A 25,518-nucleotide genomic window follows, 5' to 3' on the forward strand; every position below is an offset into this window, starting at 1 on the left:
CTCATTGATCAACTACAAAGCCGGTTGTCGGTTGGGAGGCAAGGGCCTGGCGTAAAGATTTCGCCAAAGCCTGCTTTTCTTCTTCGATCAAAAACGCGCCGATCTCCACTCGCTTGCCGTGCGATCCCAGATAAAGCCTAGGCGCCTCATGCCAACGCTTCGGTCTAGACCACTCCAACCGCGCCCAGATCCGGTAATACTCGTGGCAACACCGCTTCTTTAGCGCAACTTGCTCGATCCGAATCTTCACCGCATCCAAGGTGATGATCTCGCGGGTTGCACTCTGGCGCAAGCTCCAATTCAGTCCATAGCCGAGCAGCCAGAGTTCAATTCCGGCGAAAGGCAGCACCGGCCACGCCCCAGCCCACGCAAACCCGCCTCCGATCAGCGCCATTCCCGTTCCTAACAAGCCAAGCAAGGCTTTGGCTTGGCTGCGCCGCAAAGACGCATTAGGAGACAATATCCAACGCTGCTGGAAGTTGCCACCCTCGTGCACGATCACGGCGGCAAAGACGGGCATAACCTCTTAAATTATGATCTAATGTAAACGATTGCTGGGTATGCCGCAAGGCGATTGCTTTTGCTCTAGATCAAATTCAATAACCCCATGATCGCGCCGCGCACCCAGGTGGGAATCGCCATCTTCTTCCTATTCCTCGCACTGAGCGGGCCAAGCAGCGCCCACGGTTCTTTTGCAGAAAAAGACAATTTCTGGCTGGCCTGGCATTTTAGCCTAGAAATCCTCCTGCCGCTGGTCCTGATCGTCCTGATTTATGTTCGTGGCCGCCAAAAGCGCCTGCACCAAAAAAAACCCGTATCCCTTGGACGGACCGTCGCCTTCCTCGCGGGGATGGGATGCTTTCTGATCGCGCTGCAATCGCCCATCGAACCGCTCTCTGACCATTTTCTGTTCATCCATCAGCTCGAACACATGTTGCTTCGGGTTTTCGGCCCGCTGCTGACGATCTTCGCCATGCCGCTCGCGCCTCTATTGCAAGGGTTGCCCTCGTGGCTGCGCCACCGACTTCTCTCCCCCTTGCTTCGCAGCTTTTGGATCCAGGCTCTGTATCGCTTTCTTAGCCATCCGGTAGTCTCTCCCATCCTGTTTGCGGGAACGATGATCTTCTGGCAGATTCCCCCGATTCACGACGCCGCCGTGCAAAACAGGTGGCTGCACGACCTGATGCACTTAAGCTTCATCCTCACCGGCTTTTTCTTCTGGTGGCTGATCGCCGACCCGCGCGGGGCGCGCGCTAGGTTGCCTTATTCGCTGCGGCTGATCGTGCTGTGGGCGGTCACGGTGCCCGATGCGCTGGTGGGAGCGTTGGTCACCCTGGCGCGATCGCCCCTTTACCAAGTCTACGATGTGTTGCACGGAAGCTGGCGCATCGACCGCTTGCTCGATCAGCAACTGGGAGGCATCTTGATGTGGAACGACGCGATGATCGGGGTTATAGGCATGGCGGTGGTGTTTTTGCTCTGGATCCGCGAGGATCGGCAGGTCAAGGCAAAAGCGCCAAGCTAACCGACCGCAACGCCGTACACGAGCACAAAGCTCGCCTGGATCGTTTCTTCTTCCCTTGGATAAGCGGCGATCAACTGCTTGAGCGCGTTCTTCCCGAGCAAGTGGCGCGGCCGTCCTAAGGTGACGTTGTGCGCCCCGATCCCCTTGATCTCCTTGAGCAAGGCCGGCACCGAAGGATAGCGCCGCACGATCGTCTCACGTTCAAGGCGCCAGCGGGAAAACCCCACCCCGCTTAAAGCCTCGTCGAAAAACCCCGGCGCGACAAAGCGGTTCACGTGGGTGTAGCCATCGACTTGCTGCCAAGCCCGGCGCAGCTCTTCCAAGGTTCCCTCCACCAAAGCGCTAAACAACAGCGCGCCGCCAGGCTGGAGCACCCGCCTTGCCTCGGCCAAAGCCCGGGTAGGGTCGAGGCACCACTGCAAGACCAGGTTGGCTACGATCAAGCCGGCCGAGGCCTCGGCCAAAGGCAAGGCCTCGGCGTCCCCAACCAGCAAGCTCGGCTTTTGACCTAGGCGGGAACGCGCCTGCCGCAGCATACCCTCGGAAATATCTACCAACAACAAAGGCCGCTCGGGATAGCGGCGCGCCAGCGCTGTCGCGCACCGACCGGTTCCTGCGCCGAGGTCTATAAGCCAGCCGGGCGGGAAATGCTCTGGCAGCGCGGCAAGCAGCAGCAAGCCGACCTGGTGCTGCAGCTCGGCGAAGCGGTCGTAGCTCGCTGCCGCCCGGTCAAAGGAACGCCGCATCCAGCGCTTATCCCAACTCACGCGGCCACCTCCTCCACCAGCGCCGCCAGCTCTTGGGGATGGGACAAAAACAGCGCATGGCCTGCACCCTTAAGGACCATCCGCCGCGCTCTGGGCAGGCACGCCGCCAGCCGCTCCGCGGCCGCGGCCGGCACCAGACGGTCTTGCTCCCCGGCGGCGACTGCCACCGGGCAGCCGACGTGCGCCAACGCAGCGCGCAGGTCGGCACCGCGCAAGATCTCCAGGCCCTGCCGCAGCACCGCCGGCGAAGGCGAAGGCCTTCTATTCCACGCGGCGCGCAACCGGCCAAGCAATTTGGGCGCCGAATCCGCTCCCAGGCAACACAAGGTCAAAAACCGCTGCAAGGTCGATTGCGGTGCGCGCTCAATTCCTTGAGCGAACTCGGCAAACACTTCAGGCGCCAGGCCAGGCCAATCGCCCTCGGCGAGGAACTTAGGGTTGGTCGCGAGCAGCACCAGCGCCTTGGCTTTGGTAGGGTACCGCCGGGCCAGCTCCAAGGCGACTTGTCCGCCAAGAGACCAACCCAGCCACACCGCCCCCCCCGGCGCCACCTCAGCCAGCGCCTCGGCGGTCGCGGCTAAAGTCCACTCCGGCCACGCCGGGCTTGCGCCGTGCCCGGGAAGCTCAACGCAGGTGACGCGAAACTTTCTCGCCAGGCGGGCGGCAAATTCCCCCCACACCTTTGAATGCATCGCCCACCCGGGGATCAGCACCAACGGCAGCCCCTGGCCAAAGCTCGCCGTGTCGAGGCGACTCATACGCTGCGCGCCAAGGCCTCCAGCAGCTGATCGACCTGGCGCTCGCTGTGCGCCGCAGTCAAAGTAATGCGCAGGCGGGCCGTCCCCGTGGGGACCGTCGGCGGACGAATCGCCGCCACCCAAAAACCGAGCTCCCACAGCTTACGGCTGACCGCCAAAGCCCTTTGCGGACTGCCCAGGATCAGCGGCTGGATCGGGGTCATTGAGGGCAAAAGCGGCAGCCCAAGCGCCTGGGCGCCGGATCGGAACCGCTCGATCAACGCGCGAAGGTACTCCCGCCGCCAGCTTTCTCGCCGCACGAGCGCCAGGCTGGCGCGGGCGGCCTCGGCGAGGGCCGGCGGGAGAGCCGTGGTATAAACGTAGGTGCGCGCCTCCTGGATCAGGGTCTCGATCAGCGCCTCCCCGCCGGCCACGAACGCGCCAAACACCCCCAGCGCTTTGCCTAAAGTCGCCATCAGAATCGGCACCTCGCGGTATCCTAAGCCAAAGTGCGCCAACGTCCCCTGTCCGTGTTCGCCCAATACTCCAAAACCGTGGGCGTCGTCCACGTACAACCAGCAGCCGTGCCGCTGCGCGAGTTCGGCAAGCTCGGGCAAAGGCGCCAAATCGCCGTCCATGCTAAATACCCCATCGGTGGCGATCAGCGCGCACCGGGGCCATCTTGCGAGCCACTCCGCCAAAGCCCGACTCTCCCGGTGGGGATAGCGCTTGAGGCGAGCTCCGGCCAAGCGCGCTGCGTCCAACAACGAGGCGTGATTCAAACGGTCTTGGGCAATCCAGTCGCTGCGTCCGGCGAGCGCGGCGATCACTCCGAGGTTGGCTTGATACCCCGTAGAGAAAAGCAGCGCCCGCGGGCGGCCAGTGAATTCGGCCAGCGCTTCCTCCAGCGCGCGATGCGGGGCCATATGGCCGCAGATCAGGTGGGAGGCGCCGCTGCCTACGCCATAGGTTAAGGCTCCCCTTAGCGCCGCGGAGAGGACCTCGGGATGGGCCGCCAAGCCCAAATAGTCGTTGCTGCAGAAGTTCACGCACCGGCGCCCGGAGACGACGACTTCCGCCCCTTGGGAGCCTTCCACCGCCAGGCGGCGGCGGTATAAACCGGCCGCTTGCCGGCGCGCCAAGCGCTCGATTAGGGCGCGTTCCAACTCAGTCGACATCGTCTTCGGGTCGCAGCCCGAGGCGCTCGAACAGACGGCGGTCGGCCTCGCGCTCGGGGTTGGCGGTGGTAAGGAGCTTATCGCCAAAAAACACCGAGTTGGCTCCAGCTAGGAAACACAAGGCCTGGAGTTCATCGCTTAGGGCAGTGCGTCCTGCCGACAGCCGCACGTAGGAGGCGGGCATTAAGATCCTGGCCACGGCTACCGTACGCACGAGTTCGAACGGATCCAAGGATGGGGCGCCATACAGCGGCGTGCCTTCGACCTGGACCAACAGGTTGATGGGAACGCTTTCTGGATGGCGGGGCAAATTGGCCAGCTGCCGCAGCAATTCCGCCCGATCGGCGCGACTTTCCCCCATGCCGACGATTCCGCCGCAGCAGACGTGAATGCCCGCTTCGCGCACGTGCCTTAAAGTGTCGAGGCGGTCCTGATAGGTCCTGGTGCGGATGATCTTCGGGTAGAACTCCGGGGAAGTGTCCAGATTATGGTTGTAGTAGTCGAGTCCGGCCTGTTTTAAGCGTTTGGCCTGCGCTTCGGTGAGCATCCCTAAGGTCATACAGGTCTCAAGCCCCAAGGCTTTGACCGCCGCCACCATTTCTGCCAACCGTTCGAGATCGCGATCCTTAGGCGCGCGCCAAGCCGCGCCCATGCAGAAGCGGGTGGCGCCGTTGGCCTTGGCCGCTTGCGCCGCCGCCACCACCTCTTCCAGCGAAAGCAGCGGCTCGCGCTCAAGGCCGGTGGCATAGCGCCCGCTCTGCGGGCAGTAGGCGCAATCCTCGGGACAGCCGCCGGTCTTGATCGAAAGCAGCGTGCTGATCTGGATCCGGTTGGGATCGAAATAGCGCCGATGCACCGTCTGCGCCGTGTAGATAAGATCGCTCAGAGAAAGCTCGTACAAGGCCAAAACTTCTTGTTTGGTCCAATCGTGGCGCAGCCGATCGGCAACTGTTTTAGCGCTGGAAACCGCCATCTCGTTCTCCTTAAAAACTATACTCAGGGCAGGGCGATCATAGAGCAAAAGCGAACGCTGTCAACTGAAAATGGGAGCAAAAAATTAACGCTTGGCAAAAAATTATTCAGACGCTCTTTTCTGCCTCCCGCTGCCTGTGGTGCGAAGCTCCCGGGACCGACCTAATCTGCCCTTTGTGCGAAGCCGAACTGCCCTGGTTAAACCGCGCCTGCCGCCAGTGTGCGCTCCCTTTGAGCGGCCCCGACCTGGTGTGCGGCGCCTGTCTCGCCAAACCGCCCGCTTTCGATCGGGCGCAGGCGCTGTGGCGCTACCAGCCGCCGGTGATCGGGGCCATTTACGCGCTTAAATTCCACAAGCGGCTGGAGCTGGCCCGCGCTCTGGGGGAGATTCTGGCCAGGCGTTTGCGCCTTGATTCCCCTATCGATTGTCTGGTGCCAATTCCCCTCCACCCGGCGCGCTATCGCGCGCGTGGATTCAACCAGGCGCTGGAAATCGCGCGGCCGCTCTCCAAACGCTTTAAGCTTCCTTTGCGCCCACAGCTCTGCCGCCGGCTCCGCGACACCCCGCCGCAACGCACCCTCTCCGCCGAAGCGCGGCGCCAAAATCTGCAGGGCGCTTTTGAGGCCACCGCCGATCTAAGCGGCCGCCGCATCGCGCTCATCGACGACGTGTTGACTACCGGCGCTACTGCCCACGCAGTCGCCTACGCCCTCAAACAGGCCGGGGCCGTCTGGGTCGAGGTCTGGGTCCTGGCGCGCGCCTGATCGGCAAAAACGCGCGCTCGGTCACAATCGCGCAACGCAAAGCGGGCTAGATTTTAGGCACGTCTACAGCCATAGAGGAGCGAATTTATGTCCAACGTCGAAATCGTGCTGCTCGGAGTCTTCCTCGGAACCGTCCTGGCCAGCGTCGCTTATTGCGGCTGGCATTTTTATCGTTACCGGCCGTTAGCGCAGAAAGTCGAGCGCGATTCCTAGGAAGATCACCGCGCCCAACCAAGCGTTGTGCAAAAAGGCCCGAAAGCAGGCGGCGCGGTCTTGATCGCGGATTAAAACCTGCTGATAGATAAAAAGCCCTGCCGCCACGGCAAGCGCCAGCCAATACCAGCCGCCCAGCCCGGCAAGCTTTCCCACCCAAGCGAGCACGCCGAGCATGGCCGCCTGGATGCAGGCGATGATCTGAGGGCAAAAGCGTCCAAACAAAATGGCGCTCGATTTGACCCCGATCTTCAAATCGTCTTCGCGGTCGACCATGGCGTACATGGTGTCGTAAACCAACGCCCACAGCACGGTCGCCAAAAACAACCACCAGGCCACGGCCGGGATCGAGCCGGTCTGAGCGGCAAACGCCATCGGCACCGCCCAACCAAAGGCCACCCCCAGATAGGCCTGAGGCAAGTGGGTAAAGCGCTTCATGAACGGATAGGAGACCGCCAGCAGCAAGCCCACAAACGCCAGGGCCAGGGTGAAGCGGTCGAGCTGGAGCACCAGCAAAAACGCCAACAGGCATAACGCCCCGAACAAGGCCAACGCCTCTTTGGGAGCGACCCGGCCAGCGGCGATCGGCCGATCCCGCGTGCGGGCCACGTGGGGGTCGAAGTGGCGGTCGGCGTAATCGTTGATCACGCACCCTGCCGCCCGCATCAAAACCACCCCGAGCACGAACACCACCAGGACCTTGCCGTCCGGCTCGCCCCGCCCGGCGATCCAAAGCGCCCAAAGCGTGGGCCACAGCAAGAGAAAGATCCCGACAGGGCGGTGAAACCGCATCAAATACCAATACTGGATCAGGCGTTCACGCCAAACCATCGCCTCCCTCCAAGGCAAACACCGCCGGAAGAAAAAACTCGCTCACCAACAAGGGAAGGTTCGGATAGGTCCGATACAGCGTCCGCCGCCCCCAGCGCGGGGGCGCCCCGTAAACTTCAAGCCAGCACGCGGGATGCGGCAAGGTCCACACCCTATCCACCCGAATCGCGGCAGGCCGGCTAAACAGCACTTCCCCTAAGGGGCGTGTCCCCAAGCGGGCAAAGCGCTTCCCCGGGCCGGTCAGCGTCGCGGCCGGAGCCACGGTGCGGGCGAGCACCAACGGCTCGCCTGCAGCGCTGAGCGCCACCTCCCGGATCCACGCCCGCCGCTCCCAAGGCGACCGCAAGGCCGTCGCCTCCCCTACAAACAGCCTGCCCCAGCCCTGATACAGCAGCCGAACTTGGATCGGCCCGGCCAAAGCCTCAAGGCGCGCGGTGAGGGAGCCGGATTCGGCCAGCCAATCCCGCACCGCCTTAGGAATCCGGCGGGCACGCGGCGAGCACGCCGAGAACCAAACCGGCTCGGCGGCCAACAGAACGCTTCGGGAAGGTCTCGATAAGCCCACGGACTGATTCGCAGAAGGATCGCGCGGTCAAACCTCAGCGTACCTTCCCCCTCCTTCGAGCCAGAAGGCAAGCAAGGAGGCGATCGTCTGCGGCGCGTGCTGCTTTAAGCGCTCGGCAACGCGATTGACCTCGGGCACAAGGTCGCTATCGCGCCCGAGGTCCGCAATTCTAAACTGGAACGCGCCGCTCTGACGAGTCCCCAAGACCTCGCCCGGGCCGCGCAGTTCCAAGTCTTTTTCGGCCAGCGCAAAACCGTCGTGGCAATCGCGCACGTAAGCCAGGCGCTTGCGCGCGGTTTCGGAAAGAGGCGGCTTGTACAGCAATACGCAGTAACTCGTCCCTCCGCCGCGGCCGACGCGGCCGCGCAGTTGATGAAGCTGGGCCAGCCCTAAGCGTTCGGCGTTTTCGATGACCATCAGACCCGCGTTCGGCACGTCCACCCCCACCTCGACCACCGTGGTCGCCACGAGCAGGTCGATTTCCCCCACCTTGAACGCCGCCATGGTCTTTTCCTTGACCTCGGCTTTGAGGCGTCCGTGGACCAGGCCGATGCGGATTCCGGGAAGCTGCCGGCGTAGGGTTTCCACCGTCTTTTCCGCCGCCTCCCCGGGCCAAGCCTCCGATTCTTCGATCAAGGTACATACCCAATAGGCTTGGCGGCCGCCGACTATCCATTCTTTCAGGCGGGCGATCAACTCGGCCCGCTTGTTTTCGCTCATCACACAAGTCTCTACGGGTTTACGCCCAGGCGGCAGCTCGTCGATTCGCGACACCGCCAGATCGCCGTAGCGCAGCATGGCCAGCGTTCTTGGAATGGGCGTGGCGGTCATTACCAGATAGTGGGGGATCAAAGCGTGCGCCTTGGTTTTGAGCGCCAAGCGCTGATCCACCCCGAAGCGGTGTTGCTCGTCCACAATCGTCAGCCCCAGGCGTAAAAACCGAACCTCCCGCTGAAACAACGCGTGGGTACCGATCAAAACGTCCACCTCCCCCCCCGCGACGCGGTCTAAAATCGCCCGCCGGTGGCTTTTGCCTTGGTGCGCAGTCAAAAGCGCCACCTTAATGCCCAGCTCGGCTAACCAGCTCGTCCACAGGCGATAATGCTGTTCGGCCAAAATCTCGGTCGGCACCATCAGCGCAGTCTGCCAACCGCTGCTTGCCGCCGCCAGAGCCGCTAAGGCGGCGACCACGGTTTTGCCGGCGCCCACATCGCCTTGCAACAGCCGTCCCATCGGTTTGTCTTTAGCCAGGTCGGCGTAAATTTCCGCCACCACCCGCTCTTGGGCGGAAGTAAGCGAAAACGGCAGACGTCGCCTAAATTCATCCAGCAACTTGGCCTCGGCCACCAGGACCGGGGCGCGCCGCTCGCAGCCCAAGGACGCGCTGCAGAACGCCAAGCGGTGGGCGAGCAGCTCTTCAAACGCGAGTCGGCGGCGGCAGCGCTCGCCCCCGTCCCAATCTTCGGCAGGCGGCTGATGCAAGCCAACCAGCGCGGTCTTAAGATCAACCGGCGCCCAGGCCGGCAAGCAATCTGGCGGCAGCTGCGGCAGCCACTTTGGCGTTGGATCGAGCCGACTCAACGCTAAAGCGATTAGGCGGCGCCAGGTTTTTTGCGCGATCCCGGCGGTCGTGGGATAAACAGGGACGATTTGAGCCCACGCCTGATCCGCCGGTTCCAGCTCGGGATGGATCATTTCCCGGCCATAAGGTGTGACTCGCACTTCGCCAAAGCAACGCCAGCGGCTGCCGGGAACCAACCGCCGGCGCAGGTGGCGATGGTAGTGGAAAAAACGCAAATCGAGCGCCCCGCTCCCGTCCCACAACCGGCATACCAGCATCGGCCGCTGCTTGCCGACCACCTCGGCAAGCGCGACTTCGCCTTCGATCAGCACCCTGCCGGCGCAGGCCGCCCCGATCGGCGTGATTTGCCGCCGGTCTTCGTAGCGCAGCGGCGCGTGCAAAACCAAGTCGCGCACGTCTTGGATGCCGACCCGCGCAAGCTTCGCCGCCAGCGCGGGACCGACGCCGAAAAGGGATTCAACCTGAGGGATAAAGGCAGCCTCTGCCGCCATTTACGCCCTAGTGCGGGAGATTTTTAACACCACTTGCAGTTTACGCAACCTACGGATGATCCGCGCCAAATGGGCGCGATCTTTGACTGTCAAGGTGATGATGTCGGTGCTGGTGTGGCTGTCCTGCTGGGTGATTTGGAAGTTTTCGATGTTGGCGCCTTCCTCGGCGATCGCCGAGGCGACCTTGGCCAAGGTGCCCGGTTGATCCCACAAAACCACGCGCAATTCCACCGGGAACTCGCCATCGGTGGGTTCGTCCCACTCGGCCAACACCCAGTCCACCTGCTTCTTTTGGAACTCGAGCGCGTTTTTGCATTCTCGGCGGTGAACCACAAAGCCTTTGCCGGGGTTGCAGAAACCGACGATGGCATCGCCCGGAATCGGCCGACAACAGCGCGCCAGATTCACCACCAGGCCTTCGGTTCCCTTGATGAGCAGCGGCGCTCCCCTTCCGCCGGCCTCGTCCACGCTTTCCTCTGGCGCCGCAAGCTGTCTGGCCACCAACCAGGCCATCCGGTTGCCAAAGCCGATCGCCTCGAGCAAGTCTTCCAGCCGGGAGAACCCCATCGCCTGCAGGCGCAGGTCGAGCCGATCTTGGGGGAGGGTTTTTAGGCTCGCACCCAGCTTGCCCAATTCCACCTCCAACATCCGCCTGCCCAAAGCGATCGCCTCCTGGGTCTTGAGGTTGCGCAGAAAACTGCGGATGGCGCTGCGGGCCTTGGCGGTGACCACGTAGTTGAGCCAGGAAGGATCGGGTCTGGCCCAACTTTCAGTGATCGCCTCCACGGTTTGGCCGTTGTCGAGCACGGTATGCAGCGGCACCAATTGCCCATTGATGCGGCCTCCGACGCAATGATCGCCGATTTCGGTGTGCACCGCATAAGCGAAATCCAAAGCCGTGGCGCCTTGGGGAAGCTTGACGATGTCGCCCTGCGGCGTGAATACGTAAATCTCGGAAGGAAAAAGATCCACTTTGAGGTTATCGAGGAATTCCAGCGATCCGCCCGCGTTGCGCTGATGCTCGAGGAATTCGTTGATCCAGGCGTAGGCTCTGGCTCGGGCGGCATCGCCTTGGCCGATCTCTTTCTTGTACAGCCAGTGGGAAGCGATCCCATGCTCGGCGATCCGATGCATATCGTGGGTGCGAATCTGGACCTCCACCGGTACCCCGTAAGGCCCTACGACCACCGTGTGAAGGGATTGATAGCCGTTGTCCTTAGGCAAGGCGATGTAATCTTTGAAGCGCCCTGGGACCGGCTTGTATAAGCCGTGCACTAGGCCCAACACCCGGTAGCACTCATCCACGTTTTGGGTCAGGATACGCACCGCGTGGACGTCATAGACCTGGTGGAAAGCCAACCCCTTGGCGCGCATCTTCTTGTAGATGCTGTAGATGTGCTTCTCGCGGCTAGATACGGTGCAATGCAGGCCCGCTTGCTGCAAGCGTTGGGAAATCGCCTGTTCGACGGCGGTGACGACCTCCTTGCGGTTGCCCCGAGCGCGCTTGATCGCTTTCTTGAGCACCCGGTAACGGAGAGGATACATGGCCCGCATGGCCAGTTCTTCCAGCTCCAGGCGCATCCGGTGCATCCCTAATCGCTCGGCCAGCGGCACGTAGATTTCTAGGGTTTCGCGGGCGAAGCGGCGGCGCCGCTCGGGCGCCATCGGCCCCAAGGTGCGCATGTTGTGGAGGCGGTCGGCCAGCTTGACCAGAACCACGCGCAGATCTTTGGCCATCGCCAGGATCATCTTACGCAGCGATTCGGCCTGAACCTCCTGTTTGGACTTGCAGTCCAGCTGGGTGAGCTTGGTGACCCCATCGACCAAATCGCTCACCTCCTGGCCAAAAGCCTCGGCAAGCTGCGCTTTAGTGACCTGCGTGTCCTCGATCACGTCATGGAGGATGGCGGCGGCGATTCCGGCTGCGTCCATGCGCATTTCCTGAGCTAGGATCAACGCCACTTCCAGGGGATGGCAAACAAACGGCTCGCCGCTCAAACGGAATTGCTCGGCGTGCGCGGTGTCGGCAAATCGATACGCCCGTTCGACCGTCTCTATCTGGGCCGGATCGAGATAACCCGACACCGCCTCGATCAAGGTCCTCGCCAGGACGTCCTGAGGCCGCTCGGATTTCCAAGCAGGCGCCGCCGTCATCGTTTTCACCTAAAACGTCGATGCTTCCGGCACGACCTCTTTGAGCTTAGCAACGCCACCGTCCATGTCCAGCTCCCGCAGCTTGTCGAGATTCAGCTTTCCCGAAGCGATCTCGCGCAATGCCACCACCGTGGCCTTATCGTTGCCCCAGTCTACCAGAGGCTCGGCGCCGGCCAGCAGTTGGCGTGCGCGTTTGGCTGCAAGGAGCACCAGCTCGAAGCGATTGTCGACGTGCTTTAAACAATCTTCCACGGTAATGCGTGCCATTTCACCTCCTGCCAAGCTGTTCTTAAGCGGTCAAACCAGTTAACCATCGCGCTGCTCCAAAATCTCCAGCGCCGGCAGCTTCTTGCCCTCAAGGAATTCGAGAAAAGCGCCTCCCGCCGTAGATTGATAATCGATCCCCGCGCCCACCCCAAACTTTTCGATCGCCGCCAGCGTATCTCCTCCGCCGGCGATGGTGAAGGCAGAACTTTGGGCGATCGCTTCGGCGATCTTGCGGGTGCCTTCGCCAAACGGATCAACCTCGAATACCCCCACCGGCCCATTCCAGACGATCGTCGCGGCGCTTTGAATCCGCTTTAGGTAAAGCTCTGCCGTCTGCGGGCCGATGTCGAAAATTCGATCGTCATCGGCGAGGCGATCGACCGGCTTGACCTGCGCTTCCGCCTGCGGCGCCAGTTCCTTGGCGACGACCACGTCCACAGGCAAGGGAATCTCCGCGCCGCGCGCTTTGGCCTGCTCCAAGATGCGCTTGGCCGCAAGCATTAGCTCCGGTTCATAGAGGGAGTTGCCCACGTTGAAGCCTTGCGCAGCGAGGAAGGTATTGGCGATGCCGCCGCCCACGATCAATTGATCCACCTTTTGCACTAAAGTTTCCAACACCGTCAGCTTGGTGGAGACTTTGGACCCGCCGATGATCGCCAGCAGCGGGCGCTTGGGCTGCTCTAGCGCCTGAGTCAAAGCGTTGAGCTCTTGCAGCAACAACACCCCCGCGCACACTTCCGGCGCAAACTTGGCCACCGCGTGGGTGGAAGCCTCGGCGCGGTGGGCGGTGGCGAACGCGTCCATGACGAACACATCGCACAAGGCCGCCATCTTCTTGCCCAGTTCCGGATCGTCGGCCTTTTCCCCGGGCAAGAAACGGACGTTTTCGAGCAGCACGACTTCGCCCGGGGCCTGCGAAAAATCGCCATCGATCCAGTCGCGGACCAGCCTCACCGGCTGCCCCAAGAGTTCTCCCAGACGCTTGGCCACCGGCGCCAGCGAAAACTGCTCGTCAAAGACGCCCTCCTTGGGACGGCCCAAGTGGGACATAACCATCACCCTCGCCGCGCCTTGGGCAAGTGCCTGGCGGATGGTCGGGAGACTGGCGCGAATGCGGGCATCGGAAGTGATCTTGCCCTGTTCGATCGGGACGTTCAAATCGGCCCGGATCAGCACGCGCTTGCCGCGCAAATCCAAATCGCTCAACGACTTGATGGTCATGCACCCTCCTTAATAAAAATTTAGCTTGTCGGCGTCGATTCCGCTTGCGTGGTTTCCTCAGGTTCAGGTCGCCACTTGATCGAACAACCCACGCTGGGGATCTGCTCTCTTGGGCCGTTGCCGGTAATGGCGATCCTTTTCATCGCCTCGAACAGCTCGCGGCGCGCGTTTGGCGCCGGCTCCTTTTTGCTCTCGTCCAGTCGCCCCCGATACTGCAGCTCGAGATGGGCGTTGTAGCCGAAGAAGTCGGGGGTGCACACCGCCCCAAACGCCTTGGCCACTTCTTGGGTCTCATCGAACAGATACGGAAAAGGAAACTTCTTCTCTTGCGCGAGTTTTTTCATGTTCTCAAACGAGTCTTCGGGGTATTGATTCGGATCGTTGGCATTGATCGCCACGCATCCGATCCCGTATTTTTTAAGCTCGGTCGCATCGCGAATGATGCGGTCCAAAACCGCCCTGACGTAGGGGCAATGGTTGCAGATGAACATCACCAAAAGGCCGTTGGGTCCCCGGCATTGGTCGCGCGTCCACACTTTGCCGTCCACACCCGGCAGGGCAAAATCGGGGCAGGGTTGGCCAAATTCGCACACTGGGGTTTGGGTTGCTGCCATCGCGGATCCTCCTCTTGCTAAAGGCCGTAAGTTAGGTTTTTACTTCGCAATCGCTTTTTTAAGGTATCTGGGCGAGCGCGTCTTGCTTTGAGTCAGAACCTAAAAAAATCATACCAAATCGCACCCGCGCCTGTCTTTTTTCCCGCGTTTTTATGCGCGCGCCGGTTTTAATCAGCGCGATTTTAGGGATGGCTTGCGTTGCCGGGCTCGCGTGGCTGGTCGGCTCCTCGCTCCCCCAATACCGCGGGGAAATCCGGCTGCCTGCGCTTGAGGCGCCGGTAACCGTCGCCTTCGACCGCCTCGCCCTCCCGACCATTGACGCGCAAAACCGCCAGGATGCCTTGCGCGCGCTGGGATTTTTGCACGCTCAAGAACGCCTCCTGCAGATGGAGCTGACCCGGCGCAAGATGGCCGGCACGCTCGCCGAAGTGTTCGGCGAGGCGGCGTTCGCATCGGACCTTAGCCAACGCACCTTGGGCTTTTCCCGCCTCGCTCAAGACATAGCGGCGCGCCTGCCCGAGGCGCAGCGGTCCGCGTGCGAGGCGTATGCGCAAGGGGTCAACGCCTATCTCGACTTTAACTTACCGCTTTTCGCTCGGCTGCTCGGGATGAACTTTGAACCGTGGCGCTGCCGCGACACGATGTTGGTCGTGCTGTCCATGTTTCAGGAACTGGACGAAGCAGGCGATCGGGAACGGATGCTGACGGTGATGGCCCAGGCCTTGCCGGAGGAAGTGGTGGCTTTTCTCACCCCCGATCAAGACCCCCTCGATCTGCCTTTGCTCGGTCAAAAGTGCAGCCGCCGTCCAATCCGGCCGGTGCCGGTCGCCGCCATCGCCGAACTCCTAAGCCGGTCTTCTGCCGCCGCCGCGGTCGAGGTGACTCCTGCCTGGGGTTCCAACCAGTGGGCCATCGCCTCTCCCCAAGGGGCGCTTGTGGCCAACGACATGCACCTTGCGCTGACCGTCCCCAACCTCTGGTACCGCGCCCGGCTCCGCTACCCGGGGGTCACCCTGGACGGCATCACCCTGCCGGGCGTACCCGGGATCGTGGCCGGCAGCAACGGCCACATCGCCTGGGGCTTCACCAACGCCATGGCCGACGTGCGCGACTTTGTGGTGCTCGAAACCGACCCCGCCGATCCCAAACGTTACCGCACCCCAGAAGGCTGGGAGAACTTAACCCTCCGCATCGAAACCGTCGCCGTCAAGGGCCAGGGCGCACGGCAAATTTCCGTGTCGCTGAGCCGCTGGGGGCCGGTCGTCGCTTACGACGAGCAGCGGCGCCCGCTGGCGCTGCACTGGAGCGCGCTCGATCCGAGCGCGGTCGATCTCGCCTTGTTGGAACTGGATCGAGCCCGCACGGTTCAAGAGGCCCTTGCCATCTTCAACCGCGCCGGAATGCCAGTGCAGAACGCTCTGGTCGGCGACGCCCAAGGCCACATCGGCTGGACCTTGAGCGGTCGGTTGCCGCGCCGCGATGGCTTGGACGGCACCCTCAGCCTCAGCTGGGCCGACGGCAAAGGCTGGCGCGGGTATTACACCCCTTATGAGCTGCCGCGCCGGATCGATCCGCCGACCGGCGTTCTCGCCACCGCCAACCACCGCACCCTAGGCTGCGATCGGATCCCTATCGGCCACCACTTCGCCCTAAGCTTTAGAATCCACCGGATTGATCAACAGCTTGCGGCCAACCCCAACCCGGACCCCTACGCAAGCTTGGCCCTACAACTGGACACCGACGCGCGTTTTTACCGCTTCTATCAGAAACTGGCGGCCCGCGTGCTGCAGAACGAAACCTCGCCGCTGGCCGGCCGGATTCGCGCCGCCCTTACCGCCTGGAACGGGCGCGCCGATCCGCAAAGCCAAGGGATCGCCTTGCTCGACCGCTGGCGCTTGGAGCTTGCTCAGAAAGTGTTCGGGCCATTATTGGCCAAATGCCTGGAACTCGACCCGAACTTCCGCTACCTGTGGCTGAAAAGCGAGGTTCCCTTGCGCCAGCTTCTGCGCTTGCGCCATCCCGCCACCTTGCCCGATCGGCGTTTTCCCGACTGGCAAAGCTTTTTGCGCGCCAGCTTGCTGGAAACCGCCAAAGCGCTGGAAGAGACCTATCGCAAGCCGATCGACCGGCTCACCTGGGGCGAGGTCAATCGAGCGCAGATTCGCCACCCCTTGGCCCACGGGCGAGCCTGGCTCGGCCGCTGGCTGAACCTTCCCGAGGATCCTCTGGCCGGCTGTGCGGAATGCGTGCGCGTCGCCCGCCCAAGCCATGGGGCCAGCATGCGCCTCACCGCGGTGGCCGGGCGTCCCGGCGCCGGACTCCTGCAGATGCCAGGCGGGCAGTCGGGCCATCCCTTGTCGCCGCATTACGCCGATCAACACGCCTTTTGGCTCACGGGCAAACCGCTGCCCTTAGCCCCTGGCCGCGCGCTTTCGACCCTGCGCCTGCGGCCTGGTCGAAGTTGACTTAAGGTCCGGCGCCGCCAGGCATTTGTCCGGGTATTCGCACAAATCCACGATGGGGCACTTATAGCATTTAGGGCGGCGCGCGGTGCAGATATAGCGGCCGAGCAAGATCAACAGATGATGCGCGACCTGCTTGAATTCGTCGGGAGTGAGGCGGTTGAGCTTTTCCTCCACCTCGCGCACGGTTCTCCCCGGCGCAAGCCCTGTGCGGTTGCAGACGCGGAAAACGTGGGTGTCGACGGCGATGGTCGGCTCGCCGAACAGGGTGTTCAAAATTACGTTGGCGGTCTTGCGTCCCACCCCAGGCAAGGCTTCCAGCTCCTTGCGCGTGCGCGGCACCTGCCCGCCGTGGCGTTCTAAAAGCTGTTCGGCCAGAGCGATGAGGTTTTTGGCCTTGGTGCGGTACAGGCCGATGCGGTGGATGGAGCGCCTCAATCCCTCTTCACCCAAGGCCAAGAGTTTTTCTGGGGTGTTTGCCACTTGAAACAGCTCGCGCGTGGCCTGATTGACGCTTTTGTCGGTGGCTTGCGCCGACAGCACCACCGCGACCAAGAGTTCAAACGGGGTGCGATAGTGGAGCTCGGTGGTGGGGTTGGGAATGGCCTGCGCGAGGCGCTCGAAAATCTGCCGGCGTTGATTCCGATTCATCGGCAAATGGCCTTTTTAGCCTCGAGTCTCGCCCGCCGCGCTTGTGCCTCTTGCGCCAGCCGCCGGCGTTTGGCCTGGACCCAGCGCCGGATTTGCGCAATGCGCGCGCTTTTTGCCTCCGGGGTTTGGGGCTGGAGTTCTTCCGGCGCCGGCCGCATCGCTATGCAATCGACCGGGCACGGGTCCAGGCATAGCCTGCAGCCTATGCACCGGGCAGCGATCACCGTGTGGGTGAAGTTGCGCGCGCCCACGATCGCATCCGTCGGGCAGGCCGCCAGACAGCGGGCGCAACCCACGCAGCGGCTCTCGTCGATGAAGGCGATGGCTAACCCCTTCATTTGACCGGCATCCCCGGCCGGGCTCCGGGATCGGGCGCGATCAAAAACAGCTCTTCCCCCCCCGAACCTGCGGCCAGCACCATGCCCTCGGAGACGCCAAAGCGCATCTTGCGCGGCTTGAGGTTGGCGACCACGACCACCAGCCGGCCAAGCAGCGCTTCAGGCGCATAGGCCGGTTTGATTCCGGCAAACACCGTGCGCCTCTCCCCGCCTAAATCCAAAGTCAGCTTGAGCAGCTTGTCTGAACCTTCCACTCCCTCGGCCTGTTCGATTCTCGCCACGCGCAGATCGAGCTTGGCAAAATCGGCATAATCGACTTCCGCCGCCCGAGAAGCTTCTGTCTTCAAGCTCTCCTGGGAAGCTTTTAGCATCGCCGCGATCTGCTCGGGCGCCGCGCGCTGGATGAGCGGCCGGAACGCGCCGATTCGGTGCCCGAGCAAGGGTCGGGTGGCCGAGTCCGGCCAGCGCTGGTCGGGCAGGCGCAAAAACGCCTCCGAGTCTTTCGCCAGGCGCGGTAACACCGGCTTGAGATAGGCGATGAGTAGCCGGTAGAGGTTCAGGCCTTGGGTGCACACGGCTTGCAGTTCGGCCTCCTTGCCCGGCTGTTTGGCCAACACCCAGGGCTTTTGCGCATCGACGTATTGATTGGCCAGGTCGGCCAAGCTCATGATCTCGCGCATCGCCTTGCCGAACTCGCGCGCCTCATACAGCTTGGCGATCGCCTCGCCCGCCGCCAGAAAGCGTTGGAACAAAGCCAAGTCCGGCAAAGCTTCGGCCAGACTGCCGGCAAAGCGCTTCAGGATGAAGGGGGCTAGGCGGCTGGCGAGGTTGACCACTTTGCCGACCAGATCGGCGTTGACGCGCAGGATAAAATCGTCGAGGTTCAGATCGATGTCTTCTACTCCCGGCCCCAATTTGGCGGCAAAGTAATAGCGCAGGTACTGAGCATCGAGATGGTCCAAATAGGTACGCGCCTTGATAAACGTCCCGCGCGATTTGGACATCTTCTCGCCGTTTATGGTCAAAAACCCGTGGGCGAACACCGCCGTCGGGGTGCGAAGCCCGGCCCCGTGCAGCATCGCCGGCCAGAATAAAACGTGGAAGTAGACGATGTCCTTGCCGATGAAGTGGTAAAGCTCAGCCTCCGCCTGCGGCCCGAAATAATCCTCAAAATTTAAGCCGCGCTCTTGACACAGGCGCTTGAAGCTGGCCATGTACCCTATGGGGGCGTCGAGCCAGACGTAAAAATACTTGCCCGGAGCGTCTGGGATCTCAAACCCAAAATACGGCGCATCGCGGGTGATGTCCCAGTCTTTGAGCCCGGCCTGCAGCCATTCGTCCACCTTGTGCGCTACCTCCGGCTGCAGCCGACCGCCGTGGACCCATTCTTTGAGAAACCCTTGAAACTTGGAAAGGGTAAAGAAATAGTGTTCGGTCTCCTTTTCTATGGGCCGCGCCCCAGAGAGCGCCGAGACGGGATTGATAAGCTCGCTCGGGGAATAGGTCGCCCCGCACGCCTCGCAGTTGTCGCCGTATTGGTCCTTTGCCCCGCAGCGCGGGCACTGGCCGCGGATGAAGCGGTCGGGAAGAAACATTGCCTTGACCGGATCGTAGAGCTGGGTGATGGTGCGCTTTTCGATATAGCCCGCTTGCTTAAGCTTATGGTATATCCACGCGGAGAGCTCCCGGTTTTCCGGCGAATGCGTGGAATAATAGCAATCAAAGCCAATGTCGAAGGCGGCAAAATCGGCCCGGTGTTCCTTCCCTACCCGCTCGATCAACTCCTCCGGGGTGATTTCTTCCTGCTGGGCGCGGAGCATGATCGGGGTGCCGTGGGTGTCGTCGGCGCACACGTACCAGCACTCGTGACCCTTGAGCTTGTGGAAGCGCACCCAGATGTCGGTCTGGATATACTCCACCAGATGCCCTAGGTGAATGGGGCCGTTGGCGTAGGGAAGGGCGCTGGTGACCAACAGTTTGCGATGTGGGGCTTGCATGAACGCTCCGATCCTGTAACTTTAACAGTTTATTTTACGGCCTAGAGCGAGCAAGATGGAAACGGCCTTGACGATCAGCCGCGGCTATCCTTTGCCTTTGGGCGTGCGTACCGAAGGCAGCTACGTCAACTTTGCGGTGTTTAGCCGCCATGCCTGCCGCGTCTGGTTGTTGCTGTTCGACGATGCGGAAGCGCTGGATCCTAAATGGTGCATCGAGCTGGATCCCGTTCATCACCGCACCGGCGACATCTGGCACGTGGGCGTGCAGGGAGCCCCGCCGGGGCTTTGTTACGTCTATCAGGCCGACGGGCCGTTCGCGCCGGAGTTGGGCTTGCGCTTCAATCCCCATCGCGCTCTGCTCGATCCTTACGCGGTCGCCTTGGTGGGCGTAGAGCGCTGGGATTTTTCTATCCGCTGCGATCGCTGGCTGAGTCAGCACCCAAGACAACCCATCCCCAAAGACCAATACCGCGTCAAGTGCTTGGTTCCCAGCGAGGAGGAATTCGACTGGGGCGACGATCGGCCGCCCCAAATCCCCTGGTCCGAAACCGTGATCTACGAGACTCACGTGCGCGGCCTGACCATTCATCCCTCCTCGGGTGTTTTAAGGCCCGGCACGTTCTTGGGCGTGATCGAGAAAATCCCTTACTTCAAGCAATTGGGCATTACTGCCTTAGAACTGATGCCGGTGCACCAGTTTAATCCCCACGAGTTGGACCGCAAAAATCCACTGACCAATGAACCTTTGGTCAATTACTGGGGCTACAGCACCGTGGCGTTTTTTGCTCCCCACGCCCAATACAGCGCTTGCCGCCAACCGGGCACGCAGTTGAGCGAGTTCAAGGCCATGGTCAAAGCCTTGCACGAGGCAAGGATAGAGGTGTTGCTGGATGTGGTGTTCAACCACACCGCCGAAGGCAACGAATTGGGCCCGACCTTGAACTTCAAAGGGCTGGACAACTGCGTCTATTACCTTTTGGACGAAAAAGACCCAAGCCGCTACCTCAATTACTCCGGCTGCGGCAACACCCTAAACTGCAACCATCCGGTAGTCAGGAATTACATTTTAGAGTGCCTGCGCTACTGGGTGACCGAGATGCACGTCGACGGCTTCCGCTTCGACCTGGCCTCGATCTTGGGGCGTGACCGCCAAGGCAAGCTCATCCCCAACCCACCGCTGTTGGAAGCCATCGCCGAGGACCCAATCCTACGCGGAGTCAAGCTCATCGCCGAGGCCTGGGACGCCGGGGGGGCGTATCAGGTCGGCCTGTTTCCCGGCGCGCGCTGGTCGGAATGGAACGGCCGCTACCGCGATGAGGTGCGCAGGTTCTGGCGCGGCGACCGCGGCCTGCTGGGGCTGTTCGCCACCCGCTTGTGCGGCAGCTCCGATCTTTACCAGCACAGCGGCAAGCTGCCGATCAACAGCATCAACTTCATCACCTGCCACGACGGCTTTACTTTAAACGATCTGGTCAGTTACAAACACAAGCACAACGAGGCCAACGGCGAGAACAACCAAGACGGCAGCAATGAAAATTACAGCTGCAACTACGGCGTCGAAGGCCCGACCGACGACCCACGCATCGAAGCGGTAAGGCTGCGCCAGATCAAAAACTTCTTGACCACCTTGTTCGTCTCCCGCGGCATCCCCATGCTTTTAGGCGGGGACGAATTCCGTCGCACTCAGCGCGGCAACAACAACGCCTACTGCCAGGACAACGAAATCTCTTGGTACGATTGGCGGCTGGCGGAAAAAAACGCGCATCTGGTCCGCTTCGTCCGCGAGCTGATCCGCTTTCGCCGCGCCCATCCGGTGCTCAGCCGCGAGGCTTTTTACCAGCCGCACGAGATCGAATGGTTCGGCCCGCAGCGTTCGCCGCCAGACTGGCACGAGGGACATGCCTTGGGCGCCCGCATCCACCCTGACTCCCCGCAAGGGCGCGAACTCTGCCTGTTATTCAACGCGGCGTGCGAGCCGGTCGAGTTCGACCTACCCCCTCTGCCGGCCAGACAACGCTGGCACCTGGCCATAGACACCGCCGCCGCCTCGCCCTTCGACATCTACGAAACAGGCGCCGAAGTCTTGCTCGACCGCAGCCGGTTGCGGCTGATCGAACGCAGCTTGGTCGTCTTGGTGGGGAAAGAGGCATGAACGAACCGTCTGACCTTCGCCGCTGCCCCGATCGGCGCCGCCTGAGTTGGCGGACTTTTTGGTACCTGCTCGGCGGAGGCCGGCGCCGCGGCCCTCGCCGGGCCGCAGAACGCCAAGCGCCTTATTACCTGGACGTCTACGAAGACCCAAAGCTTCTGCTCTGGTCGGTGGGAATCGCCGGCGGCTGCGCGCTCGATGCCTTCTTGACCTTAATGATCCTAGATCGCGGCGGCGTTGAACTCAATCCTCTGATGGCGCGCTTGTTAGAAACCGACGCTTGGGTTTTTTTCTGGATAAAATACGCGCTCACCGCGATCGCCGTCGTGGCTATTCTCCTGCACGCTCATTTCAAGCTTTGGAAAATTCCGCTGCGTGCCGTCCTCTTTGGGCTGTTTGGCCTGTATGCAGGACTGATCGGCTACGAATGCTGGCTGCTATCGGGTTGAACCGAAGTCGGGAACGCCTTCTCTACCAGCGCCGCCCCAACGCAATCTCCCCAGACGTTGACGGCGGTACGGAAACGATCCAGCAGCCAGTCCACCGGCAGCAAAATACCGAGATAGTCCACCGGCAGGCCGACCGCGCCTAGCACCATCACCAAGGTCACCAATCCGGCCTCCGGAATTCCCGCCGCGCCGATAGCCGCCAAGGTGGCCGTGAGCGCAACGGTCATCTGCTGCAAAAAGCTCAATTCGAGCTCAAGCTGGGCGATGAAAATTGCTGCCACCGCCTCGTACAGAGCCGTCCCGTCCATATTGACGGTCGCTCCTAAAGGAATCACCAATTCCGCCGACTGCCGCGCTACTCGAGCGCGATCCACCGCCGACTCCAGCGTTACCGGCAAAGTGGCTGCCGAGCTGGCGGTAGAAAACGCGGTCAACAAGGCCGGCGCCATCTGCCCCATGAAATGGTACGGGTGACGGCCGGTGAACCCCCACAGGAGCGCCGCCAATACCCCAAACGCGTGCGCCGCCAGCCCCACCAAAACGGTCAGCACGTACCAGCCGGTCTGCGCGAGGACTTGACCGAAGTTACCCTGGAGTTGCGCCTCGCCGAAGCGGGCTGCGACCAGGCAGAACACCCCTAAAGGCGCCACCTTCATGATCATCAGCACGAAGGCCAGCATCGCTTCGTTGAGCTGCACGATCCCTATTTTGAGCCCGTGGACCTTATCGCCAAGGACCGTCAACACGCAGGCAAACAGGATCGAAAACGCGATCAGGGGGAGCAGATCGGCTTTAGCCATGGCGGCGACCAGGTTGTCGGTAACCAGCATCAACGCCAACTGCTTAAAGACCGTGCCGAGGTCTGTTGCCGCCGGGGCGGCGAACTCCTTGGCTTGGAGAGCGTCCTGCGGCATCCCACCGCGCCCCGGGGCGATCCAGTCGACGCAAAGGATTCCCATGCCGACTGCGAGCAAGGTCGTGGCAAGGTAATACCCTACCGCCAGCGTGCCGGGACGGCGCAGCTTGCGCACGTCCTGAAGGCTTAAGATGCCGCTCATGACGCTGCTCATCACCAGAGGGACGACCAGCAGCTTCAACAGCCGGAGGAAGATTTCCCCACCTACATCCAACGTTTGAGCCAAGCGTGGCGCTCCAAGACCTAACCCCACCGCTCCGGCGATCGCGGCACCCATCACCCAAGGCAAACGCTTAGCCTGCAACATACCTCGTCTTCTGCGAATTCAAGTACAATAACGAACCGATTTCCGCTTCACCGAATCGCCGAGCGTTTGGCTTGCTCGCGTCTATAGCGCTAAAACGATGCCCACTTTTCTAGATCGTGTGGCCTTACCTCCTGCTTGGCAGCGGTTCTGGCATTGGTGGCAGGACCAGCTGTCCCAAGCGATCCCTCAACAGCTGCGCAGCTGGTTCAGCCATCGCCAGCCCATCTTAATCGCCTTGCCGAGCGAGGAAGAGCTGCAAGCCTGGCAATGGGAAGGACGCGGGCAAGCCGTGCCTTTGCGCCCTCTAGCCCAGCCCAGCGGGCTGGAGGCGATGCTTTCCTCGCTGCGCGCGCGCGAGTCCGCCGAGGAAGTTTCTTTCACCCTCGTGCTCCTGCCTGGCCAATATCTGCGCAAGACGATCCTCTTGCCCTCCGCGGTGGAGGAAAACTTGCGCCAGGTCATCGCGTTTGAATTGGATCGCCAAACCCCTTTTAGCGCTGACCAGGTGTATTTTACCAGCCGCATTGTGGAACGCCTGCCTGCAAGCCGCCAGCTTAAAGTCGAGATCGTCCTGACGCCGCGCGCGTTTCTCGACGCTCAGCTTACCCGCCTGCATCAAGCCAACTTAAAACCCCATCGCGTAGACGCGGCCCTTCTTGAGGGACAAACCCCGGTTCCGTTGGGTCTTGACCTGCTTCCTTCGCGCTGGCGCCCGCGCGAAACCCGGTGGCAAAAGCGCTTGGATTGGAGCTTGGCCGGGGTTTTGGCGGCGCTTTTGGGCCTGGCCCTGGCCCTGCCGCTCGTGATGCAGCACCGCATTTTAAGCGCCCTCGAAGCGCAAGTTGCGCAACTCCGAAAAGCGGCGCAGGCAAGCTCGGCCCTGCAACAACAGGTTACCGCCCTCGAGCAGGCGGCCCGCTTCGGCATCACGCGCAAGCAAGCCACCCCTCCCATGATCGTGGCGATAGAGGAGCTTGCCCAGAGGTTGCCGCAGGACACGTGGCTGACCGGGTTCAGCTACCGCAACGGGGAGCTGCGCATCGACGGTTCTTCCCCAAACGCGTCAAAATTGATCGAGATCCTGGAAAGCTCGCCGATTTTCCAAAACACCCATTTTGTCTCGCCCGTCACCCAGGACCGCAACACCGGTCTAGAACGCTTCCAAATCAGCATGACCTTAGGTTACGAGCGCGATGCCCCTAAGTGACGGTACGCAGCGCTTGCTGGCGCTGGCTTTATTGCTTCTGCCTGCCCTGCTCGTGTATTTGGCGGTGGTCGCGCCTTATCTTAGCTGGCTGCGCTCTAACCAAGAGCGCATCGCCGATCTCAAGTTTCAACTGGGGCGCTTGTCCCGCATCGCCGCCGAAGAACCCAGCTTGCGGGCTCGACTCGAAGCGGCGCGGTCGCACCAAAGCGCTGACCGGTATTATCTGAGCGGGGAAACGCCGGCGCTGGCTTCGGCCGAGTTGCAAAAGCACTTGTCGGCCATCATCCGCACCGCCGGCGGCGAGCTGACCAGCACTCAGGTCCTCCCTCACCGCCAGGAGGAACGTTTCACGCGGATCGCGGTGCTGGTGCGCTTTACCGCGGGCACCCCAAGCCTACGCGAGGTCTTATATCAGATCGAATCCAGCCGCCCTTTGCTTAAGATCGAAAGCCTGACCATCCGCGCCCTCCCTGGCCGCCTCGATCCCAAGACCCGCTCTCTTGTGCCGACCGATCGCCTGAACGTGGACATGGAAGTGGAAGGCTACCTGGTCCCGCCGGCATGAATTGGCTCAAGCGCCGCCCCTTTACCGTCTTATTGGGTATCGCCTGCCTGGTGGCCGCCTTTGGCCTTGGCCTGGAGTATCGCCTGCTGCAGCGCTTTCTTGCCGACGCATTAAAGCCACCGCCTGCGGCCCAGGACGCTCCCCGAACTCCTCAACCTCCCCCAGCGCCGGCAGAACTCCCCCCTATGGAGACGTTTTCGGCCTTCGTTGACCGCCCTTTATTCGTCGAAGGCCGAAAACCCTTGCCCGAGGAGGCCGAAACCGCCGCCGACGCCAGAGCGGAGCAAGAACCGCCCAAGTTCCGTCTGACCGGCATTATCGTCACCCCGGAGACAGGACAAATCCTTTTGCTCCAGGACCCAAGCAACAACAAAACCTTGCGTTTTAAACCGGAAGAGCTCATCGACGGCTGGCGTGTGGCCGAGCTCAAAGACGACCAAGTGGTTCTGCAGCGGGGCGGTCAAACCCAGATCCTAAAACTCATCAAGCCCCGCCCCTTACCGCCTCCTGCAGCGCGTCCGCACCCGCCCCAGGGTCAGGCGATAAATCCGTTTGCCCAGGCCGCCAACCAAAAACCGCAACAATAAGGAGTTTG

Annotated in this window: 25 protein-coding genes; 9 read left to right on the top strand and 16 right to left on the bottom strand. The window is 61.9% G+C overall.

Annotated elements, in window-relative coordinates; translation table 11 throughout:
• Position 1 precedes the first annotated feature (1 nt).
• A complete protein-coding gene (locus ACYQ3M_RS00255) occupies positions 2 to 520 on the bottom strand; it encodes a DUF2244 domain-containing protein (RefSeq protein WP_460034038.1) in 519 nt (172 codons plus the stop codon).
• Positions 521 to 607: 87 nt separating this feature from the next.
• On the opposite strand from ACYQ3M_RS00255, the gene ACYQ3M_RS00260 reads away from it, so the two are divergent.
• The gene (locus tag ACYQ3M_RS00260; RefSeq protein ID WP_460034039.1) at positions 608 to 1,525 is read left to right on the top strand and encodes a cytochrome c oxidase assembly protein; all 918 of its coding nucleotides are present in this window, start codon (positions 608 to 610) and stop codon (positions 1,523 to 1,525) included.
• Here the strand turns inward: ACYQ3M_RS00260 and bioC are convergent.
• Genes bioC through bioB form a run of 4 tightly spaced genes read right to left on the bottom strand, consistent with a single transcriptional unit; the run spans position 1,522 to position 5,180 of the window.
• On the bottom strand, positions 1,522 to 2,292 hold the full coding sequence (gene bioC, locus ACYQ3M_RS00265) for a malonyl-ACP O-methyltransferase BioC (protein WP_460034040.1): 771 nt from the start codon (positions 2,290 to 2,292) through the stop codon (positions 1,522 to 1,524). The genes ACYQ3M_RS00260 and bioC overlap by 4 nt on opposite strands.
• Positions 2,289 to 3,050, bottom strand: a complete 762-nt coding sequence (bioH, locus tag ACYQ3M_RS00270; RefSeq protein WP_460034041.1) for a pimeloyl-ACP methyl ester esterase BioH — start codon at positions 3,048 to 3,050, stop codon at positions 2,289 to 2,291. The genes bioC and bioH overlap by 4 nt, the downstream gene beginning before the upstream one ends.
• Complete coding sequence (bioF, locus tag ACYQ3M_RS00275; protein WP_460034042.1) at positions 3,047 to 4,207, bottom strand: 8-amino-7-oxononanoate synthase; 1,161 nt, start codon at positions 4,205 to 4,207, stop codon at positions 3,047 to 3,049. The genes bioH and bioF overlap by 4 nt, the downstream gene beginning before the upstream one ends.
• Positions 4,197 to 5,180 (bottom strand): biotin synthase BioB, encoded by a 984-nt coding sequence (gene bioB, locus ACYQ3M_RS00280; RefSeq protein WP_460034043.1) that lies wholly within the window; start codon positions 5,178 to 5,180, stop codon positions 4,197 to 4,199. Before bioB ends, bioF begins: the two co-directional genes overlap by 11 nt.
• A 104-nt stretch (positions 5,181 to 5,284) precedes the next feature.
• Between bioB and ACYQ3M_RS00285 the strand changes: the two genes are divergently transcribed.
• Complete coding sequence (locus tag ACYQ3M_RS00285) at positions 5,285 to 5,944, top strand: ComF family protein (protein WP_460034338.1); 660 nt, start codon at positions 5,285 to 5,287, stop codon at positions 5,942 to 5,944.
• 87 nt (positions 5,945 to 6,031) lie between these two features.
• A complete protein-coding gene (locus ACYQ3M_RS00290; RefSeq protein ID WP_460034044.1) occupies positions 6,032 to 6,157 on the top strand; it encodes a hypothetical protein in 126 nt (41 codons plus the stop codon).
• On the opposite strand, the gene ubiA is transcribed toward ACYQ3M_RS00290, so the two are convergent.
• Genes ubiA through ACYQ3M_RS00325 form a run of 7 tightly spaced genes read right to left on the bottom strand, consistent with a single transcriptional unit; the run spans position 6,128 to position 13,882 of the window.
• Entirely contained in the window at positions 6,128 to 6,988 is an 861-nt protein-coding gene (gene ubiA, locus ACYQ3M_RS00295; protein ID WP_460034045.1) for a 4-hydroxybenzoate octaprenyltransferase, read from the bottom strand. The two genes, ACYQ3M_RS00290 and ubiA, sit on opposite strands and share 30 nt — an antisense overlap.
• The gene (locus tag ACYQ3M_RS00300) at positions 6,975 to 7,553 is read right to left on the bottom strand and encodes a chorismate--pyruvate lyase family protein (protein WP_460034046.1); all 579 of its coding nucleotides are present in this window, start codon (positions 7,551 to 7,553) and stop codon (positions 6,975 to 6,977) included. The genes ubiA and ACYQ3M_RS00300 overlap by 14 nt, the downstream gene beginning before the upstream one ends.
• 27 nt (positions 7,554 to 7,580) lie before the next feature.
• Positions 7,581 to 9,626 (bottom strand): ATP-dependent DNA helicase RecG, encoded by a 2,046-nt coding sequence (gene recG, locus ACYQ3M_RS00305; RefSeq protein WP_460034047.1) that lies wholly within the window; start codon positions 9,624 to 9,626, stop codon positions 7,581 to 7,583.
• The gene (locus tag ACYQ3M_RS00310; RefSeq protein ID WP_460034048.1) at positions 9,627 to 11,780 is read right to left on the bottom strand and encodes a RelA/SpoT family protein; all 2,154 of its coding nucleotides are present in this window, start codon (positions 11,778 to 11,780) and stop codon (positions 9,627 to 9,629) included. It abuts the gene before it with no gap.
• A 9-nt stretch (positions 11,781 to 11,789) separates the two neighbouring features.
• Complete coding sequence (gene rpoZ, locus ACYQ3M_RS00315; RefSeq protein ID WP_460034049.1) at positions 11,790 to 12,047, bottom strand: DNA-directed RNA polymerase subunit omega; 258 nt, start codon at positions 12,045 to 12,047, stop codon at positions 11,790 to 11,792.
• A 39-nt stretch (positions 12,048 to 12,086) separates the two neighbouring features.
• On the bottom strand, positions 12,087 to 13,268 hold the full coding sequence (locus ACYQ3M_RS00320; protein ID WP_460034050.1) for a phosphoglycerate kinase: 1,182 nt from the start codon (positions 13,266 to 13,268) through the stop codon (positions 12,087 to 12,089).
• A gap of 20 nt (positions 13,269 to 13,288) precedes the next feature.
• A complete protein-coding gene (locus tag ACYQ3M_RS00325; protein ID WP_460034051.1) occupies positions 13,289 to 13,882 on the bottom strand; it encodes a thioredoxin family protein in 594 nt (197 codons plus the stop codon).
• A gap of 152 nt (positions 13,883 to 14,034) precedes the next feature.
• Between ACYQ3M_RS00325 and ACYQ3M_RS00330 the strand changes: the two genes are divergently transcribed.
• Positions 14,035 to 16,347 carry a penicillin acylase family protein gene (locus ACYQ3M_RS00330; RefSeq protein WP_460034052.1) on the top strand — a complete coding sequence of 771 codons (2,313 nt, stop codon included), beginning with the start codon at positions 14,035 to 14,037 and terminating at the stop codon, positions 16,345 to 16,347.
• Here ACYQ3M_RS00330 and nth read toward each other — a convergent pair.
• The 3 genes from nth to metG are packed head-to-tail and all read right to left on the bottom strand — an operon-like array spanning position 16,294 to position 19,330.
• Positions 16,294 to 16,995: an endonuclease III gene (gene nth / locus ACYQ3M_RS00335; RefSeq protein WP_460034053.1), complete on the bottom strand. Its 702-nt coding sequence runs from the start codon at positions 16,993 to 16,995 to the stop codon at positions 16,294 to 16,296. The two genes, ACYQ3M_RS00330 and nth, sit on opposite strands and share 54 nt — an antisense overlap.
• On the bottom strand, positions 16,992 to 17,333 hold the full coding sequence (locus tag ACYQ3M_RS00340) for an RnfABCDGE type electron transport complex subunit B (protein WP_460034054.1): 342 nt from the start codon (positions 17,331 to 17,333) through the stop codon (positions 16,992 to 16,994). Before ACYQ3M_RS00340 ends, nth begins: the two co-directional genes overlap by 4 nt.
• A complete protein-coding gene (gene metG / locus ACYQ3M_RS00345) occupies positions 17,330 to 19,330 on the bottom strand; it encodes a methionine--tRNA ligase (protein WP_460034055.1) in 2,001 nt (666 codons plus the stop codon). The genes ACYQ3M_RS00340 and metG overlap by 4 nt, the downstream gene beginning before the upstream one ends.
• Positions 19,331 to 19,385: 55 nt before the next feature.
• Here metG and glgX point away from each other — a divergent pair, with 55 nt between their 5' ends.
• Together glgX and ACYQ3M_RS00355 are read left to right on the top strand one after the other, a co-directional pair.
• The gene (gene glgX / locus ACYQ3M_RS00350; protein ID WP_460034056.1) at positions 19,386 to 21,482 is read left to right on the top strand and encodes a glycogen debranching protein GlgX; all 2,097 of its coding nucleotides are present in this window, start codon (positions 19,386 to 19,388) and stop codon (positions 21,480 to 21,482) included.
• Positions 21,479 to 21,928: a DUF5658 family protein gene (locus ACYQ3M_RS00355; RefSeq protein ID WP_460034057.1), complete on the top strand. Its 450-nt coding sequence runs from the start codon at positions 21,479 to 21,481 to the stop codon at positions 21,926 to 21,928. The genes glgX and ACYQ3M_RS00355 overlap by 4 nt, the downstream gene beginning before the upstream one ends.
• On the opposite strand, the gene ACYQ3M_RS00360 is transcribed toward ACYQ3M_RS00355, so the two are convergent.
• The gene (locus tag ACYQ3M_RS00360; protein WP_460034058.1) at positions 21,901 to 23,151 is read right to left on the bottom strand and encodes a dicarboxylate/amino acid:cation symporter; all 1,251 of its coding nucleotides are present in this window, start codon (positions 23,149 to 23,151) and stop codon (positions 21,901 to 21,903) included. The two genes, ACYQ3M_RS00355 and ACYQ3M_RS00360, sit on opposite strands and share 28 nt — an antisense overlap.
• A 118-nt stretch (positions 23,152 to 23,269) precedes the next feature.
• On the opposite strand from ACYQ3M_RS00360, the gene ACYQ3M_RS00365 reads away from it, so the two are divergent.
• Genes ACYQ3M_RS00365 through ACYQ3M_RS00375 form a run of 3 tightly spaced genes read left to right on the top strand, consistent with a single transcriptional unit; the run spans position 23,270 to position 25,510 of the window.
• Complete coding sequence (locus ACYQ3M_RS00365; protein ID WP_460034059.1) at positions 23,270 to 24,358, top strand: PilN domain-containing protein; 1,089 nt, start codon at positions 23,270 to 23,272, stop codon at positions 24,356 to 24,358.
• Positions 24,345 to 24,923 (top strand): type II secretion system protein GspM, encoded by a 579-nt coding sequence (gene gspM / locus ACYQ3M_RS00370; protein ID WP_460034060.1) that lies wholly within the window; start codon positions 24,345 to 24,347, stop codon positions 24,921 to 24,923. The genes ACYQ3M_RS00365 and gspM overlap by 14 nt, the downstream gene beginning before the upstream one ends.
• On the top strand, positions 24,920 to 25,510 hold the full coding sequence (locus ACYQ3M_RS00375; RefSeq protein ID WP_460034061.1) for a hypothetical protein: 591 nt from the start codon (positions 24,920 to 24,922) through the stop codon (positions 25,508 to 25,510). The genes gspM and ACYQ3M_RS00375 overlap by 4 nt, the downstream gene beginning before the upstream one ends.
• Positions 25,511 to 25,518 lie beyond the last annotated feature (8 nt).

Source organism: Methylothermus subterraneus (genome assembly GCF_054656915.1).